The sequence below is a fragment of the Dyella japonica genome (genome assembly GCF_040545895.1).
Lineage (GTDB): Bacteria > Pseudomonadota > Gammaproteobacteria > Xanthomonadales > Rhodanobacteraceae > Dyella > Dyella japonica_D.
Genome location: NZ_JBEPMU010000002.1, coordinates 363,268 through 380,972 on the forward strand (window position 1 = coordinate 363,268; position 17,705 = coordinate 380,972).

Annotated in this window: 13 protein-coding genes; 7 read left to right on the top strand and 6 right to left on the bottom strand. The window is 65.0% G+C overall.

The features are described from left to right. Positions 1 to 684: 684 nt before the first annotated feature. Positions 685 to 825, top strand: a complete 141-nt coding sequence (locus ABIC75_RS08290) for a hypothetical protein (protein ID WP_354013750.1) — start codon at positions 685 to 687, stop codon at positions 823 to 825. Positions 826 to 1,261: 436 nt separating this feature from the next. Here the strand turns inward: ABIC75_RS08290 and ABIC75_RS08295 are convergent, their stop codons facing one another. From ABIC75_RS08295 to ABIC75_RS08310, 4 genes are all read right to left on the bottom strand, one after another. Beyond that, a complete protein-coding gene (locus tag ABIC75_RS08295; RefSeq protein ID WP_354013371.1) occupies positions 1,262 to 2,818 on the bottom strand; it encodes a response regulator in 1,557 nt (518 codons plus the stop codon). Between the two features lie 64 nt (positions 2,819 to 2,882). Next, entirely contained in the window at positions 2,883 to 3,329 is a 447-nt protein-coding gene (locus tag ABIC75_RS08300; protein WP_354013372.1) for a response regulator, read from the bottom strand. After that, positions 3,326 to 5,122 carry a sensor histidine kinase gene (locus ABIC75_RS08305; protein WP_354013730.1) on the bottom strand — a complete coding sequence of 599 codons (1,797 nt, stop codon included), beginning with the start codon at positions 5,120 to 5,122 and terminating at the stop codon, positions 3,326 to 3,328. The genes ABIC75_RS08300 and ABIC75_RS08305 overlap by 4 nt, the downstream gene beginning before the upstream one ends. Before the next feature lie 86 nt (positions 5,123 to 5,208). Further along, positions 5,209 to 7,611, bottom strand: coding sequence for a GH92 family glycosyl hydrolase (locus ABIC75_RS08310; protein WP_354013373.1), 2,403 nt, complete (start codon positions 7,609 to 7,611; stop codon positions 5,209 to 5,211). A gap of 157 nt (positions 7,612 to 7,768) precedes the next feature. Here ABIC75_RS08310 and ABIC75_RS08315 point away from each other — a divergent pair, with 157 nt between their 5' ends. The 4 genes from ABIC75_RS08315 to ABIC75_RS08335 are packed head-to-tail and all read left to right on the top strand — an operon-like array spanning position 7,769 to position 12,735. Next, entirely contained in the window at positions 7,769 to 8,818 is a 1,050-nt protein-coding gene (locus ABIC75_RS08315; RefSeq protein WP_354013374.1) for a LacI family DNA-binding transcriptional regulator, read from the top strand. A 14-nt stretch (positions 8,819 to 8,832) separates the two neighbouring features. Continuing rightward, positions 8,833 to 10,539 (top strand): sugar MFS transporter, encoded by a 1,707-nt coding sequence (locus ABIC75_RS23095; RefSeq protein WP_436407896.1) that lies wholly within the window; start codon positions 8,833 to 8,835, stop codon positions 10,537 to 10,539. Between the two features lie 10 nt (positions 10,540 to 10,549). Then, positions 10,550 to 11,527: a carbohydrate kinase family protein gene (locus tag ABIC75_RS08330; protein ID WP_354013375.1), complete on the top strand. Its 978-nt coding sequence runs from the start codon at positions 10,550 to 10,552 to the stop codon at positions 11,525 to 11,527. Beyond that, the gene (locus ABIC75_RS08335; protein WP_354013376.1) at positions 11,524 to 12,735 is read left to right on the top strand and encodes an AGE family epimerase/isomerase; all 1,212 of its coding nucleotides are present in this window, start codon (positions 11,524 to 11,526) and stop codon (positions 12,733 to 12,735) included. The genes ABIC75_RS08330 and ABIC75_RS08335 overlap by 4 nt, the downstream gene beginning before the upstream one ends. Before the next feature lie 90 nt (positions 12,736 to 12,825). Here ABIC75_RS08335 and ABIC75_RS08340 read toward each other — a convergent pair whose 3' ends face one another. Beyond that, the gene (locus ABIC75_RS08340; protein ID WP_354013377.1) at positions 12,826 to 13,443 is read right to left on the bottom strand and encodes a hypothetical protein; all 618 of its coding nucleotides are present in this window, start codon (positions 13,441 to 13,443) and stop codon (positions 12,826 to 12,828) included. Positions 13,444 to 13,724: 281 nt separating this feature from the next. On the opposite strand from ABIC75_RS08340, the gene ABIC75_RS08345 reads away from it, so the two are divergent. Further along, entirely contained in the window at positions 13,725 to 14,537 is an 813-nt protein-coding gene (locus tag ABIC75_RS08345) for an SDR family NAD(P)-dependent oxidoreductase (RefSeq protein ID WP_354013378.1), read from the top strand. A gap of 127 nt (positions 14,538 to 14,664) precedes the next feature. Further along, on the top strand, positions 14,665 to 15,078 hold the full coding sequence (locus ABIC75_RS08350; protein ID WP_354013379.1) for a DoxX family protein: 414 nt from the start codon (positions 14,665 to 14,667) through the stop codon (positions 15,076 to 15,078). 63 nt (positions 15,079 to 15,141) lie between these two features. On the opposite strand, the gene ABIC75_RS08355 is transcribed toward ABIC75_RS08350, so the two are convergent. Next, the gene (locus tag ABIC75_RS08355; RefSeq protein WP_354013380.1) at positions 15,142 to 17,616 is read right to left on the bottom strand and encodes a tetratricopeptide repeat protein; all 2,475 of its coding nucleotides are present in this window, start codon (positions 17,614 to 17,616) and stop codon (positions 15,142 to 15,144) included. Between the last annotated feature and the right edge of the window lie 89 nt (positions 17,617 to 17,705).

A 17,705-nucleotide genomic window follows, 5' to 3' on the forward strand; every position in this document is an offset into this window, starting at 1 on the left:
GGGTTGTCGATACGCATGAGAAGGCCGCACTTGGTGCGGCCTTTTTGTTTTTTTGGCGCATGTCTTTACTTCTTGGCTCGTCATTCCGGTGCGCCTCAAAGGGGACGAGGGTCGGGCGGCGCTTTTCAACTACCCAAGGCTGGTCTTGTTTTTTGCTCGCCATTCCGGAGAACTCCTAAAGGAGCAAGGGCCGGAGGCGCTTTTCAACAGCCGAATGGCTGGTCTTGTTTTTGTTCGTCATTCCGGCGCAGGCCGGAATCCAGCGCCTTGGTTTCCAGTTGTCGGGATAACCTGTGGTCGCGCTTTTGTGGCGATGCCGCGATCTGGCCGCTTACGCAGCGGGCGTTTCGATCGGCTGCCGCCGCTCGAGTCACTTTTCTTTTGCTGGCCCAAAAGAAAAGTAACCCAAAGAAAATGGCCTTTAGAGCGTCAGGCTCGTAGCGTTCTGTGGGATACGAGCCTTGAAGGTTTTGGAGCCCGGAACGTCACGATCTCTCTAATCGACGGTACGGCTACACCGTCACGCGCCGAAGCGAAGAGGACTTAAAGCAGCACATCGCTGCGCTGCTCCATAGCTGCGGACTTAGGTTTGCGCAAGGCACATCACTTCTCCTTCTCCCCTTCGGGGAGAAGGTCGGGACATTGCCACCTTTACGGTGGTGCGGGGCGGGTGCTCGGGGCAGCGTGGCTACTCGTGCTTTGGCTTTGGCTTTGGCTTTGGCTTTGGCTTTGGCTTTGGCTTTGGCTTTGGCTTTGGCTTTTGCTTTGGCTTTTGCTTTGGCTTTTGCTTTTGCTTTGGCTTTGGCTCTTGGGGTCCCCGTATGACAGCGGCGGGCGGGTGAAGGAAAGCCCGCAGGGTGGCCGCATGGATGCGGCCAGTTTTTCGACAGGACACGGATGTCCTGTCGAAAAACCCCGTAACCCGACCGCGTACCTTCCGGGCTTCGCCCGGAAGGCGCGTCATCCGGGGTGCCTTTTCTTTTGGCATTGCCACCATCTCGGTGGTTACTTTTCTTTGGGCAAGCAAAGAAAAGTGACCCGGCCTGCGGCAGCAGGTCGGAAGCCCGCCGCAGGCGAGCCAGGTCGGGACCACGCGAAAACCAAATGCAAAGTCACTGGATTCCTGCCTTCGCAGGAATGACGAGCTAAAGAAGACCGCGGCACTTCTGTACCGCGAGGCAAAGTTGCCCCTCACCACCATGCCTCACCGCTCTCCGTGGGGAGAGGAGGCAAGACCTCAAATCGACGGCCAACCCCACCCTCACATCGGCGCCTGCGGCCCCACTCCCCCCGCACTCGCCTCCAGCGCCTCCCTCACCGTCTTCAACAACCGCAACGTCGAGATCGGCTTGTCGACCAGGTACAGATGCTCCATCACCGGCAGCTCATCCATATCAGGCGGCGCATCCGGACGTGCAAGCAGAAGCACCGCGCCGCGATAGCCGTGGTCGAACAAGGCGGCCAGGGTGCGCACGCCAGTGAAGAGATTCATGTCCGCATCGAGCACCACGAGGTCGGGCACGCCTTGCGCTTCGAGCCACTGCAGTGCTGCCGTGCCACTCTGGCTGGCGTGTGCTTGATAGCCCCACGAGTCGAGCGTGTCGACCAGCAGCGAGAGTTGGCCGGCTTCCTCCACCACCACCAGCACGCGCTCGGCTTCGCCTTGCAGGTTCGCCGTTTCCTCTTCTTCCATCACATCGGTCGGCTGCTGCATCAGCGGGATATGCATATGGAAGCTGGTGCCCTCGCCAAGCACGCTCTCCACGCGCATCACGCCGCCGTGCGCGGCGATGATGCGTTTGCATGACACCAGGCCGAGCCCGGTGCCGCTTTCCTTGGTGGTGTAGAACGGTTCGAACAGATGCAGCAACGCCGCGTCGTCCATGCCGGTGCCGGTATCGGTCACGGTGAGGCACACGTAGTTGCCTTCGCGGCAATCCTCGCCGGGCTGGAAAAAATGCTCCGGCAGCGTGGCAAGCGACGCGCAGATGCGCAGCTTGCCGCCCTCAGGCATCGCCTGCAGCGCGTTGAGGCTGAGGTTGAGCAGGCATTGCTGCAGTTCGGTGTGGTTGCCGTCGAAACTGAGATCGGGATCGTAGGCATCCAGTTCGAGCGTGACGTTGCGCGGCACGCTGCCTTGCAGCAGCAGGCTCAGCGCATCGAGCAGCGCGCCCACGCGCACCTGTTCCGCGCGACGCGCACCGCGCGCGAAGGACAGCATGGAATGCACCATGTCCAGGCCGCGCTTGCCGCAATCGCGCACCAGTCGGCCGAGGCGAGCCAGACGTGGGTCTTCCTGGTAGTCCTGCAGGCTGTCGCCGGCGAGCAGCAAGGGTTGCAGCAGGTTGCGCAAATCGTGGCTGAGGCCGCCGGCGAGCATGGCCAGACTTTCGAAACGCTGCGCGCGGATCAGCTCGGTCTCGGCGCGCCGCCGTGCGCGTTGTGCTTCCGCCTCGCGCATTGCGCGGCGCACGGCGGACGCCAGGCGGGCGGGATTCTGCTTGAGGATGTAATCGGTGGCGCCGTTGCGCAACGCTTCGATGGCGGCTTCTTCGCCCAGTGTCGCCGAGACGAAGATGAAGGGCAGGTCCTGGTCGCGTTCGCGCAGGATGTCCAGCGCGCGCTGACCGGAGAACCCCGGCATGCTCAGGTCGGACAGCACGATGTCCGGCTGGAATTCATTGAGCGCTGAAAGATACTCGCGCTCGGCGTCCACCAGCGTCACGTCGTATTCGATGTGATCGGCGTCCAGCTCGGACAACACGAGTTCCGCATCGAGCTGGCTATCCTCGATCTGCAGTACACGGATTCGGGGCAACGCCCACTGCTGCCTGTCCACTCTCAACACCCCGTCGTGCCGCTACCCGTTCCGTTCGCTACGCTCAGATATGGTCAGGTGCCTGGTTGAGCACCGCCCAGAACTGCCCCAAGGTCCGTACCGCTTCGAAAAACTGGTCGACGTCGACCGGCTTGATCACGTACGCATTCGCGCCGATGTCCCAGCTGCGCGCCAGGTCGCTCTCTTCCCGCGACGACGACAGGATCACCACCGGCACGCGGCGGAAACGGTCGTCGGCGCGCAACTGCGTGAGCACCTCGAGGCCGCTCATGCGCGGCATCTTGATGTCCAGCAGCACCACGGCCGGATCGACCGGATCGCGCGATGCCCATTCGCCACGGCAATAAAGGTAGTCAAGGCAGTCCACGCCGTCTTCGACGTGCACCACGGGATTGGCCAGGTGCGCCCCGGCAAGCGCATCCAAAGCCATTTCAGCGTCGGCGAGACTGTCCTCGACGAGCAGGATGGTACGGAGGTCTCGAGGGTTCATTGGCGCCTCTGCGCGAAGCTTTCTGCGAGGTCCGAAGACGGCAGGGTAAAGTGGAAACGCGCGCCCTGCCCGGGTTGGGCGTCGGCCCATACGCGTCCGCCGTGTCGCGTCACGATGCGACGCACGTTGGCCAGGCCGATGCCGTTGCCCGGGAATTCCGAGGCACGATGCAACCGCTGGAACACGCCGAACAGTTTACCCGCGTATTGCATGTCGAAACCGGCGCCGTTGTCGCTCACCACGAATTCGTAGCTGCCGTCGCGGTGGCGCTGCACGTCCACGTCGATGCGTGCCACCTCGCACTTGCCGGTGTATTTCACCGCGTTGCCCAGCAGGTTCTGCCACACGGTGCGCAGCATGTTCTCGTCGCCGATGACGATGGGCAGCGGCGCGATGGACCACACGATGTGGCGACCGTGCGCATCGGTTTCCGCCAGCGCGCGCGCTTCGTCGGCCAGCGACTGCATGTCCACCGGCTGCAATCGCAGCGCGCCACGGCCCAGGCGCGAGAACACCAGCAGGTCTTCGATCAGCAAGGCCATGCGCTTGGCGGCGTCGTTGATCACTTCGATGTAATGGCGCGAACGCTCGTCCGCGCCATCACCCAGGTGCTGCTGCAGCTTGCCGGCAAATCCGCTGATGTGGCGCAGCGGCGCGCGCAGGTCGTGCGACACCGAATAGCTGAAGGCTTCCAGCTCGCGGTTCACATCGGACACCTGCTCGATCTTGCCTTCGAGCTGGCGGTTGAGTTCCTTCACCTGCTGCTCGACCAGCGCGCGCGCGGTGACGTCGCTCAAGGTGAGCAACACCACCGGATCGCCGCCGTTGTCCTGCTCCAGGCGGCGCGCGTTGATCACCACGTGACGATCCACGCCATCGACGGTGCGCTGGATCAGTTCGTAATCCCACAACTCGCGGTCCAGCAACAACACGTCGTTCAGACGCTGCAGCAGCGCACTGTCGGTCCACGCGCCATCGCCGATCTCGGTGAGCGGCAACGACTGGCGAAAATCGGGCGGCAAGCCGTAGAGCTCGCCGAAGGCCGCATTCACCAGCAAGGTGCCGAGCGTGGAATCGAGCAGCGCGATCGGCTCACGCACGGCCTGCACGATGAGTTGCGAACGCTGCACGGCCTGGCCTTCGCGCACTTCCGCGCGCAGGCGGCGGCTGATCTGCCGCTCGGACACGATCACCACGATGGCCAGCAACAACACCTGGGCAATCGCCGTAATGGTCAGCGCCAGTTCGCTATTGAACGATTCGCGGTTGGCGGCGTCGCGGCGATTGAGCAGCGTGTTGTTCTCGTTGCGCACGATCCCGTCGATCAGATCGTCCATCTTGAACAAGGTGCCGGAGTCGCGCATGGCATCCGATGCGCCCGCCTCGTCGCCGTGATCGAGCCGCATGATGGCCTGCCCGCTCAGCGCAAGGCGGCCGCTCACGGTGGAACTGAGCGAGCCGATCAGCGCCTGCTGGTCGGGGCTGTCGCGGGTCATGTCGCGCAGCTGTTGCAGCAGGCCGGGCGTTTCGTGCGCGGCCCGCTCGGCGCGCATGCGCACCGTTGTGTCCGTATCACCGTGGATCAGGCGGTAGATGGCCGCCTCGCTGTCCCTGGTGACATAGGCGATACGGTAGGTAAGCGATTTCACCTCACTGGAGTGGGTGACTCGCTCATTGGCCAGGATGGCTTCGCTGGCACCACTGCGCGTGACCACGTAAGGCAAGGCCACGATAACCAGCACGGCCGCCAGCAGGCCGCCCAGGCGCCAGCGCAGGGCGACCCGGTCCTTCATGGCCGGCCGCAGTGTCGACGCCAGTTTCCAGGATGAGCGCAACATGTCAGGCATGGTTGCAGAATCACCCCAGCTAACGCCACCTCTTAAGGCGGCGTTTTCGCTGACTTTTTATCGGAGTTGCCTGAGACCTTGGTCGTAGACACGCTCATCGAGGACGGACGGGCGCTCACAGCCTGTCCCCAGGAGCGATTCGGCTCGGCCTGCATGGTGAAGTGCAGCTCGCCGCCGGAAACGATTTCACCGTGGCGCAGGAACACCCGGTCCAGCGGTTTGCCGTTGAGCGTCACCGCGCCGACATAGGGATGGGCGTCGTCCAGCGGATCGGCCGTGACCGTGAAGGTCTTGCCGCCAGCCAGGTGCAAGGTAGCGCGCGCCACGAACGGGCGGCCGATGGCGTATTCGTCGCTCGCTGGCGTGACCGGGTAGAAACCCAGCGCCGAGAAGATGTACCAGGCCGACATCTGGCCCAGGTCATCATTGCCCGCCAGGCCATCCGGACGGGTGGCGTATTGGCTGTCCATGATCTGCTTCAGGCGCTTCTGCGTCTGCCACGGAGCGCCGGCGTAGTCGTAGAGATAGGCCAGGTGATGGCTGGGCTCGTTGCCGTGCGCGTACCAGCCGATCAGGCCGGTAATGTCCTCGACGTTGGCAAAGTGCGACTTGTCGACCTTGGCCTCGAACACGCTGTCGAGCTTGCTGACGAAGGTCGCGTCGCCGCCCATCGCCTTGATCAGCGCGGCCACGTCCTGCGGCACGTACCACGAGTACTGCCACGCGTTGCCTTCGGTGTAGTCGCTGCCGTAGCCGGCGGCGTCCGGGTTGAACGGTTCGCGGAACGCGCCGTCGCTCTTGCGCGCGCGCATGAAGCCGGTCTTCGGATCGTAGGCATTGCGCCAGTTGCCGGCGCGCTTGTCGAAGGTGGCGGCGATGTCCTTGCGGCCCATGGCCTTGGCCATCTGCGCCAGCGACCAGTCGTCGTAGGCGTATTCGAGCGTCTTCGAGGCGGCCTCGGGCTCCTTGTCGATGGGCACGTAGCCGATCTTCATGTAGTCGCCCAGGTCGCCATAGGGCGCATAGGTGGCGCTGGCGACCATTGCCTTCAATGCGGCGTCGGCGTCGAAACCGCGCACGCCCTTCACGTAGGCATCGGCGATCACCGGCACGGCGTGGTAGCCGATCATGCACCACGTTTCCAGGCCCTGGTACGCCCACACCGGCAGGATGCCGAACGGGCTGGTTTCACGCGATGCAATGAGCGAGCGGATGAAGTGCGTGCTGCGCTCGGGCATCAGCAGCGCCATCAGCGGCTGCTGGGCGCGATACACGTCCCACAGCGACCACGTCGAGTGGAATTCGAACTTGCCGTTCTTGTCGACGGCCTCGTGCACGGCGTTGTCCGCACCGCGGAACTGGCCATTCACGTCCATGCTCAGCGTGGGCGACAACAACGCGTGGTACAGCGAGGTATAGAAGCCGACGCGCTGGTCCTTGCTGCCTTCCACATCGATGGAGGCAAGTGCCTTGTCCCATTGGGCGCGGGCTTCGGCGCGGCGCGCATCGAAATCCCAGCCCTGGCCTTCGGCGTCGAGGTTGGCGACGGCGTTGGCTTCGCTCACCGACGAAATCGCCACTTTCACGCCCAGCGGCTGCTTGAGCGTGCCGAAGTCGAACACGCCTTCCAGCGCGCGGCCACTCTGCGCGTCGTGGTCCTCCGGCTGTTCACCGGGACCCTTGAAGCCCTTGTAGGTCAGATCGGTTTCGCGGTTGTAGAGCGTGCGCGAGGCCATCGGCTGCGAGAAACGCATGGCGAAGCACAACTCGCGGCCCGGCGCCCAACCACGCGTGGTGCGGCAGCCGGTGACCGTGCCGTCGTCATGCACGCGCAGGCTGGCCCACAGCACCTTGCCCGAGTAGTCGTAGATGCTCGGGCGCAGATCCAGCAGCAGGTGCGCCGGCTTGCCAGCCGGGAACGTGTAGCGATGCCAGCCGATGCGTCGGCCGGCGGTGAGCTCGGCGCGCACCTCGTAGTCACTCAGCGTGACGGCGTAATAGCCGGCCTGCACCACCTCGGTGTCATGGCTGAAGCGCGAGCGGTAGCCGCTGCCGGGCTTGGCCGGGTCACCCTGCTCCAGGCGAACGTCGCCGGCAATCGGCATCACCAGCACGTCGCCCAGGTCCGAATGGCCGGAGCCGGAGAAATGCGTGTGGGAGAAGCCGAGCAGGCTGCTGTCGCCGTACTGGTAGCCGGCGGCGTACTTGTAGGCATGCTTGAAATCGGGCATCGCCGTGTCCGGCGACAGCTGGATCATGCCAAACGGCACCGTGGCACCCGGGAAGGTGTGGCCGTCGCCGCCGGTGCCGATGCGGGGGTCGACGTCGGCCGAATGCCCCTCGGCAGCCCGCACGGAGGCCGGCGCAGCGAGGGAAATCGAGACCGCGACCGCCAGCAAACTGGGCAGCCATGCACGGAAAGGCAAAGAACGCATAGAATTCCCCGAACGCGTAGATTTGAATCGTTCTAATTTCGCCAGACGCTAACATCTCTGCTGGCATCGTTGCATGCTGCGTCGCGCCATCGAAATCGGTTCCGTTCGTGCGCGGACGCAGGTACCTTTGGATCGTTCCAATCAACCCAGGCCTGCGATGGAAAGCCAGACCCCGGTCGGTAGAAAGATCACACTCAACGACATCGCAGCCGGCTGCGGTGTGTCCCGCGCCACGGTTTCGCTGGTGCTGCGTGGCAGTCCCCTCGTGAACAAGGTTACCCGAGCACGGGTCGAGGAAGAACTGCGGCGCCAGGGATACGTCTACAACCGGGCCGCGGCCAACCTACGCCGGCGTACGTCGTCGAGCGTGGCCCTGGTCATCAACGAATTGGCGAACCCGTTCTTCGCCGAATTCGCCGCGGGCGTGGACGAAACCCTGGGCGCGGCCGGCTTCGTGACCCTGCTGGGCAGCTCCGGCGACTCGGCCGAGCGCGAGCACGCCGTGCTGGGCTCGCTGATCGAGCACGGTCCGGGCGGCATCATCCTCTCGCCGGCCGAAGACAGCGAAGCCCGCAAGGTGCTCGCCGCTGTCGGCACGCATACGCCGGTGGTGCTGTTCAACCGCGAACTCGGCGGCGAGCTGCCGGAGTACGCGCACTGGGACCGCCTGATGCTCGACAACGAGCGCGGCGCGCGTCAGGCCACCGAGCATCTGATCGGGCAAGGTCATCGCCACATCGCCTTCTTCGGCGGGCACGACCACGCCAGTTCCACGCGCGAACGCCATGCCGGCTACACGCAGGCGATGCATGCGGCCGGTCTTCCGGTCGAATCGCACTGGCGCGTGCAGAGCACGCCCACGCGCATGGATGCCGCCCGCGCGGCAGGTGCGTTGTTCGAAAGCTCGGGCACCGCTCCCACGGCCGCGGTTTGCTACAACGACGCCGTGGCGCTTGGCCTGATGCTCGGCCTGCACCAGCACGGCCGGCAGGCAGGGCGCGATTTCGCCGTGACCGGCTTCGACGACATCGCCGAAGCCGCCATGAGCATGCCCTCGCTCACCACCTTGTCCACCGCACCGCGAGCACGCGGACGACAGGCGGCGGACATGCTCCTGGCCCGCCTGCGCGACCCGCAGGCGCCTTCGGGCACCATCATCGCGCCGGTGGAACTGGTCGTGCGCGAAAGCAGCAACCCTCTTTCCTGACCCACGGATTCCGCATGGCCTTCGCAGCTCCACCCATTCAGTCGGCGACGTCGTCGTCGCCGGCCACCGGCTCCACGCGCTACACCGATTACCCGCTGGCGATGGCGGTCACCACCACGATCTTCTTCATGTGGGGTTTCCTGACCGTCCTCAACGACATCCTGATTCCACATCTGAAAACCGTGTTCGAGTTGAACTACGCACAGGCCATGCTTGTGCAGTTCACCTTCTTCGGTGCGTACTTCCTGATGTCGCTGCCGGCCGGCCGCCTGGTCGCTGCACTCGGCTACAAGAAGGGCATCGTGGCGGGCCTGGCGATTGCCGCCGTCGGTGCCTTCGGTTTCTGGCCGGCGGCTTTGCTGCATTCGTATCCGGCGTTCCTTGCAGCCTTGTTCGTGCTGGCCACCGGCATCACCGTGCTGCAGGTGGCGGCCAATGCGTACGTGGCTTTGCTCGGTCCCGAACGCACCAGCTCCAGCCGCCTCACGCTGGCGCAGGCGATGAATTCGCTGGGCACCACGCTCGGCCCGTGGTTCGGCGGCCTGCTGATTCTCGCCGCCGTCAGCGCCGGCGTGCCCGATGCCGTGCGCAAGGCGCCGGAAACCGTGCAGCTGGTGCAGACGCTCAACGATGCGCCGCCCGCGCAGGCTGTCGAGGCCATTCGCCAGGCGCCGCCGGAACGCCTCGTGGCCGCGTTGAACGATGCCGCCGCCACGGCGCTCGATCGCCTGCCCGCCAATGACGTGGCCGCCGCCATCGCGCAGCTGCCGACCGCGCAGTTGCCGCAGGCGCTGGACAAACTCTCCGGTGCACCGCTGCTCGCCACGCTGTCGGCATTGTCGCCGCAGCAGTTCGCGGCGTTGCCGTCGGCCAATCTGGCGGGCGCACTCGACAAGCTCGCTTCCTCGCATCTGGATACGGATGCCGCCGCGCAACTGGCCAAGGTGCGCGCCAACCTCGCACCGGAAACGGCGCAGCAACTGGCCAGCTATCGCCAGAAGCAGGCCGAATTGGTGCAGAAGCCGTACCTCGGGCTGGGCTGTGCCTTGCTCGTGCTCGCCGTGGGCGTGTGGCTGTTCCGCTTGCCGCCGCTCACCGAATCGACCGAAGCGGCCGACGCCACGCATCACACGTTGATGGACGCGCTGCGCCACAGCCACGTGTTGTTCGGCGTGCTGGCGATCTTCTTCTACGTGGGCGCGGAAGTGTCGATCGGCAGCTTCCTGGTGAACTACCTGTCGCTGCCCGAGATCGGCCACATGAGCGAGCAGCAGGCCGCGCATTACGTGTCGCTGTACTGGGGTGGCGCCATGGTCGGTCGACTGGCTGGCTCGGCGCTGCTGGTGTACATCAACCCGCGCAAGCTGCTGGCCGCGTTTGCCGCGGTCGCCGCCCTGCTCGTGCTCACCACCATGCTCACGCATGGCGACGTGGCGATGGTCAGCGTGATCGCCATCGGCCTGTTCAACTCCATCATGTTCCCGACCATCTTTGCGCTCGGCATCGAACGCATGGGTCCGCTCACCGGCAAGGCATCGAGCCTGCTGATCATGGCCATCGTCGGCGGCGCGCTGCTGCCGCTGGCGCAGGGCGTACTGGCCGACCACATGGGCATCCAGCACGCCTTCATTCTTCCGTTGCTCTGCTACGGCTACATCGTGTTCTACGGACTGCGCGGCTCACTCGTTCGCAACGCCGTTACGCCCGCTTCCACCCATTGAGTCTTTGTTGATGTCACGCACTATCCTCTGCTTCGGCGAAGCACTGATCGATTTCCATAGCGAAGGCGGCGACGACGCCGGTTTTCCACGCAGCTTTGTTCCCTATGCCGGCGGCGCGCCGGCCAACGTAGCCGTTGCTGTTGCCCGCCTTGGCGGCGAGGCGGCGTTTGCCGGCATGCTCGGCAAGGACATGTTCGGCGACTTCCTGCTGCACAGCCTCAAAAGCGCTGGCGTGAACACGGCCGGCGTGGCCCGCACGGACGAAGCCAACACCGCACTCGCCTTCGTATCGCTCGATGCGACCGGCGAGCGCAGCTTCAGCTTCTATCGTCCGCCGTCGGCCGACCTGCTGTTCCGTCCGGAGCATTTCCACGCGGAAAGTTTCCACGGCACGGCCGTGTTCCACGTGTGCTCCAACAGCATGACCGACGCCGCGCTGGCGGAAACCACGCGCGACGGCATGCGCCGCGCGCACGCTGCCGGCGCACTGGTGAGCTTTGACCTCAACCTGCGCCCGGCCTTGTGGCCGCGCGACGTGGAACCGCGTCCGCTGTTGTGGCCGGCGCTGCACCTGGCCGACGTGGTGAAGCTCAGCGCGGAGGAATTCGCCTGGCTCGCCGTCGACGGCGAGGAAGCCACGCTGGCGAAACTGTGGGAAGGCCGCACGCGCCTGGTCATCATCACCGATGGCGCCAAACCGCTGCGCTGGTTCCATCCTGACGTGGAAGGCGAGCTGCCGGTGTATGCCGTGCCGGCGGTAGACACCACCGCTGCGGGCGATGCCTTCGTCGGTGGCCTGCTCTATCAGCTGGCCACGCTCGAACACGGCAACGACCGCATCGACCACCTGATCACCGAACTTCCCCGCCTGCATGCCGCCCTGCGCTTCGCAGCAGCCTGTGGCGCGCTCACCGTGACGCGCCAGGGTTCGTTCTCGGCCATTCCCGACGAAGCCGAAGTGCTGAGTTTCATGGAGACCTACGCATGACCACCACGCCCGATTTCCGCAGCGAGGCGTTCCTGCGCGAGCACATCGCCACCACGATGGCGTTCTACCATCCGCACTGCATCGATCCGGCCGGCGGCTTCTTCCACTACTACAAGGACGACGGCACGATCTACGACCGCAGCCATCGTCACCTGGTGAGCAGCACGCGCTTCGTCTTCAACTACGCGATGGCGTACAACGAGTTCGGCAACGCCGAATACCTCGACGCCGTGCATCATGGTTTGCGCTACCTGCGCGACGTGCATCGCAGCCCGGCCACCGGCGGCTACGCCTGGACCATCCGCGACGGCAAGCCCGAAGACACCATGTATCACGCCTACGGCGTGGCCTTCGTGCTGCTGGCCTACGCCACCGCGAAAAAGGCTGGCGTGCACGAGGCCGAGGCGTGGATGGACGAAACCTGGGAGCTGCTGGAACAGCGCTACTGGGATGCCGACGCGGGCCTCTACCGCGACGAGGCGAACGACCAATGGGAGTTCACCGACTACCGCGGCCAGAACGCCAACATGCACATGTGCGAGGCCATGCTCGCCGCCTACCAGGCCAGCGACGAACCGCGCTACCTGGAACGCGCGCTGCAGCTTGCCGACCACATGACGCGCCGCCAGGCCGCCAAGGCCGATGGCCTGGTGTGGGAACACTACGACGTGAACTGGAACGTCGACTGGAAGTACAACCTCGACAATCCCAAGCATCTGTTCCGTCCGTGGGGTTTCCAGCCGGGCCACCAAACCGAGTGGGCCAAGCTGCTGTTGATCATGGAACCGCTGCTGCTTGAACGCGGCCGCGAAGTGGAGTGGCTGGTACCCACCGCCAAGCACCTGTTCGACACCGCGCTTGCCAACTCGTGGGACAAGGAGTTCGGCGGCATGGCCTATGGCTTCGCGCCCGACGGCAAGGTCTGCGACGACGACAAGTATTTCTGGGTGCAGGCCGAATCGCTCGCCGCGGCCGCGCTGCTGCATGCACGCACTGGCCTCGCGGAATACGACGCGTGGTACGAGAAGCTGTGGGCGTACTCGTGGGAGCACTTCGTCGATCACACGTACGGCGCGTGGTATCGCATCCTCACGCGCGACAATCGCAAGGTTGACGATGAGAAGAGCCCGGCCGGCAAGACCGACTACCACACCATGGGCGCGTGCTACGAAGTGATGGCACTGGTGCGCGAAGGTGGCGTTCCGTAACAAGCGTTATGGTTTTCGCAGTGGTTTCTCCATCTGCGAACATTGCTCCCGAAGAAGAGGGTCGCCTGGCGGCCCTCTTCTTTTTTCTGCCTACTTGACCTTGGCCTTGGGCGTCACCGTGACCGCAAGCGCTTCGACATAGGTGGCGACCACCATGTCGCCCACTTTGAGCTTGCTCATCTGCGCCTGGCGCTCGGGATCCTTCACCTCGATGGTGCGCGCCTTGCCGTCGGGGCCGGTGAGCGTCACGGTGTGATGCTTCAAGTCCACGGCCGTGAGCTTGCTGGTGACCGTTACCGTCTGGCCGGCCTTCATGCCGGGCTCGCTGCCCTTCGGCGCACTCGACTGGCCTGCCGAGTAATCCACGCCCGCCGTTGCACTGTCGGCCGGCATCAACTGAAAGGCGACCGCCGCCTGGTAATGCGCCGTCACCTGGTCGCCGGCTTTGAGCTGATCGAGGTTCTGCACTTCGGGCCCGGCCTGCACGGTGACTTCCTTGCCTTTGGGGCCCTTGAAGGTGATGAGGCGGGTGGCCTGGTCCACCGACACCACGGTCGCGGTGATCGTCTTGTCCTCGCGCGCCAACTCATGCACCGTGGAGTTGACGGGAGCGGCGGTGCGGGCTTGCTGTGCCCACGCGAGCGGCGCTGCCGAAAGAGCGATCGCCGCGCCAAGCAGGCAAGCCGTGGAACGCTGGAACTTCGTCATGTGGATTCTCCTTTGGGTGTCGATCGCCCGATGCCGGGTTCTGCGTGGAAGCGCGGGTACGTGATGGCGATGCGCGCATGCCGAATGGGCGTATCCCTCACCCCGTCATGTTCGGTCAGGACGCCACGGCCCACGAGCGCAAAAACACCCAAGCGGGCTACGTAGTTTTACGGTTGCCCGCCTTCTCGAAAGGCGTGACAGCGCCGCAGCGCGGGAGCAAGCTTGCGGGCATGCGTTGCGGCACCCGGCCGCCATCACACGCCCCATTCGAGGAGAACCGCATGTCCGTTGTGGAGCAGCTCGACACCGTCCTCATCACCGGCGCATCCACCGGCATCGGCGCCACCTATGCGGATCGCTTCGCCCAGCGCGGCCATCCGCTGGTGCTGGTGGCGCGCAACATCGCCAAGCTGGAGGAACTCGCCGCGCGTCTTGCCCGTGAATATCACGTGAAAACCCACGTGCTGGCGGCGGACCTCACCGTGCCCGCCGAACGCGCGAAGGTCGAGCAGCGCCTGCGCGACGACGAGACCATCGGCATCCTCGTCAACAACGCCGGCATGGGCGGCGGATCGGTGCTGGCGCAGACGCCGCCCGATGCGGTGCAGGCGATGATCGAGCTCAACGTCACCGCGCCGTCGCGGCTGGTCGCCGCGCTGCTTCCGCGACTGATCGCGCGCGGCCAAGGCAGCATCATCAACATCGCCTCGGTACTGGCGATTGCACCCGAGCTGTTCGGTGGCGCCTATGCCGCCAGCAAGAGCTACGTGCTGACCTACACCATGGCCCTGCACAAGCAAGTGGTGGAGCAAGGCATTCGCGTGCAGTGCGTACTGCCCGGCGTCACGCGCACCGACATCTGGGAACAGACCGGCGGCCTCGACGCCATTCCCGCGCACATGATCATGGAAGTGGATGAAATGGTCGACGCGGCGCTTTCCGGTTACGACCAGGGCGAAGTGATCACCATCCCCTCGCTGCCCGATGTCGACGAGTGGAACCGCTTCGACGAAGCACGTCGCCGCATGGCGCCGGAGTTGTCGCGCGACGTGGCCGCCGATCGCTACAAGAGCGATATTCCCGAAGATGCGTGAAGTGCGAAGAGGGGCTGCCCCATAAGACGCGCGCAGGAATATAGTGTGGTCGACCGCGCCGCCTTATAGGTGCGATCCACGCGGGTCATCACCCGCATGCCTTGCGTAGAGTCATGGGAGAACGACCATGCGATATACGTTGCTGGCAGGCAGCAGGGACGGGATGCTTCTTCTTGCTCGCCTTCTGCTGATGGTTCTGTTCGTTATCTTCGGCTGGTACAAGCTCACCGGTTTTTCGGCGACCGTCGCCTATATGGGTTCCGTCGGCGTGCCCATGCCGGCAGTCACCGCCGGCATCGCGGTGATCCTGGAGTTCTTCGTGGGACTGGCCATTGCGGTGGGTTTCTACACGCGCCCCCTGGCCTTGTTGCTGGGCATCTACACGCTGGCTGCCGCGGTGATCGGCCACCAGTTCTGGCACATGGTCGATCCCGAGCGCATCGGCACGATGATCAATTTCTACAAGAACGTGAGCATCAGCGGCGGCCTGCTGTTGCTGTGCATCGCCGGTCCCGGCCGGTATTCGCTGGACAAGCGATAGAACATCACTGGCCACCACGACCCTGACGCGCCGAAAGCCCGCGTCAGGGCATGCCACGCCGCATCAATGGAACGTGGGCGTGTTGTCGCCGCCCAGGCTCTTCAGCAATTCGTGTGCCTCGCGCGAGCGTGGGGCCACGGCCACCAGGCGCTCGGCATACTCGCGCGCCTTGTCCTGGTTGCCCGCATCGCGTTCGGCGCCCGCCAGCGCAAACAGCAGCGACGCATCATAGGGCGACGCACGCAGGCTCTCTTCCCATAGCTTGCGCGCCTCGTCAACCTTGCCAGAGGAGTTGAGCGCGACGCCATAGACATAGGCGAATCGCGCGTTGCCGGGTTCGGCGCGATGCGCGCGTTCCAGCCACGGCAACGCTTCTTTCGCTTCGTTCTGCCGGATCAGCGACAGGCCCTTGGCGTGCAGAAGGTTGCCGTTGCCGGGCACGGCGCGCAAACCTTCGTCGATCACGCTTTCCGCCTGCGCCTCGTGACCGGTGCCGCGGTACATGTCGGCGAGGTTCACGTAGGCCGGCACGAAGTCCGGCTGCAGTTTGAGCGCCTGTAGGAATGCCTGTTCGGCGGCCGCCGTGTCGCCGCGCTCCACGTCGACCACGCCGAGGTTGTAGTGCGATTCCGGACGATCGGCAATCGCCGCCTGCGCTTGCTGATAGGCAGCGAACGCACGATCGCGCGCGCTGCGTTGCGTGGCGTCCAGTTGCTCATCGGGCACGGCGGCCAGGACTCGCCCTGCCTTCACGCGAACATCGCGTACCGCATCGTCTGCCAGCGGCGCCGCCAGTGGCCCGCGCACTTCCGTGGGGAAGGCGAGCAGCGTATCGAGCGCGGCGGCACGCATCAGCGGGTCTTCATCCGCCAGGGCAGTCTTGATGGCGGGCAGCGCATCGGGGCTGGGATAACGATGGAGTTCGTTCACCGCCGTGGCGCGCGCGATGACCGGCGAACTGGCATCGCCCGCCAGCGTGGTCAGCAAAGAGGCGGCACCGGGCTTGCCGCGACGCGCCGCATCCAATGCCTCGACGAAATGCTGATAGCCCTTGCGCTCGGGACCATGCGCCTTGGCGATGGCATCGGCCGCCCACGGCGCGCCCTTGTCGGCGTGACAGTTGGCGCAGGCATTGGGCACGCCGTACTGCACGGAGAGATCAGGTCGCGGCACGCGGATGGAATGATCCGGGCGCGCATTGATCACCATGTAGTTCTTCAACGGCATATGGCAGGCCACGCATTGCGAACCCGCACTGCCCTTCGCGTGCATATGGTGCGACGGCGTGTCGTACACCGTCGCGGTATGGCAGCTTTCGCACAGCGCATTGCCCTGCGCGCGCGTCTTGCCCGTATGCGGATCATGGCAGTCGCTGCACGTCACGCCCTTGGCGTACATGCGGCTCTGCAGGAATGAGGCATACACATACACCTCATCCAGCTGCTGACCATCGGCGTGATAGCGGCCTTCGGCAACCAGCACGGGATCGTGCGTGTCCATCAGTCGGCCAGTGGGCGCGGTGTCCTCCGCGATGATGCTGCGGCGCGAATGGCAGACCGCGCAGGTTTCCACCTCGCGATGCGTCGCCAGCGGCGCGCTGCGCGCGGGATTGCCCGATGCCGGATTGGGAATCCAGTGCACGCCCTTGCGCTCGTCGAGCGCGATGGTCAGGCCCATCGACGGATCGGCCTTCTTCTTCGCATCGCCGGCGTTGGACCACTCCACATGGCGCGAACCCGGGCCATGGCACGCCTCGCAGGCCACGTTGATCTCGTTCCACGTGGTCTTGAAGCTGTTGCTGGCCAGGTCGTAATGGCGCTGCACATTCGTGGAATGGCAGTCGGCGCACATGTAGTTCCAGTTCTGGTTGAGGCGCGTCCAGTGCAGTGTGTCGTGCGCGTCGATGTGTTCGCCGGGATAGAGATTGAACCAGCGCTGGCCGCCCTCGGCGGCCGGGCGAGCATCCCACGATGCGCGCAACGCCTGCAGGCGGCCATCGGGGAATGCGACCAGATACTGCTGCAGCGGGTAGACGCCGAACGTGTACTTCACCTCGAACTCGGCAGGCTTGCCGTCCGCGCCGTCGGTCTTCACGAAGTAGCGGTGATCGCGCTTGAAGAAGCTGGCCACGGAGCCATCCTGCTTCAAGGCGTTGCCATCGAACCGCCCCGCGACGGTCTTGTGGTCCGCCACCTGCATCGCCAGCGCGTGGTGCGAGGTTTGCCAGGCCTGCGTTTCCTTCGCATGGCAAGACGCGCAGGCCTGCGCACCCACGTAATGCGCCGCAGGCAACGCGGCCGTCACGGGCGTGGGCGCCGTCGCCACGGATGCCACCGGCGTGGTCGCGACGCCAGGTGCAGGCACGCGCAACCACCAGATGCCCAGCAACACAAGCACCAGTACGCCCAGGCCCAGCGGCATCCACCAGAGACGACGATGACGTTCGTCCGGCGAAGGCACGGCGGCAGACGGTGAGGTCGGACGCGCAGACGCGCCCTTGCCAGAGCGCTTGCCATGGCTCTTCCTGGAACGGCCCATGCCCTCTCCTCATGCCCGTACGAGTTGCGCGCCTCTTCCCGGGCGCCATGTTTCAACCGTCGCGTCGGCATGGTAGCCGGTGTGTGCGA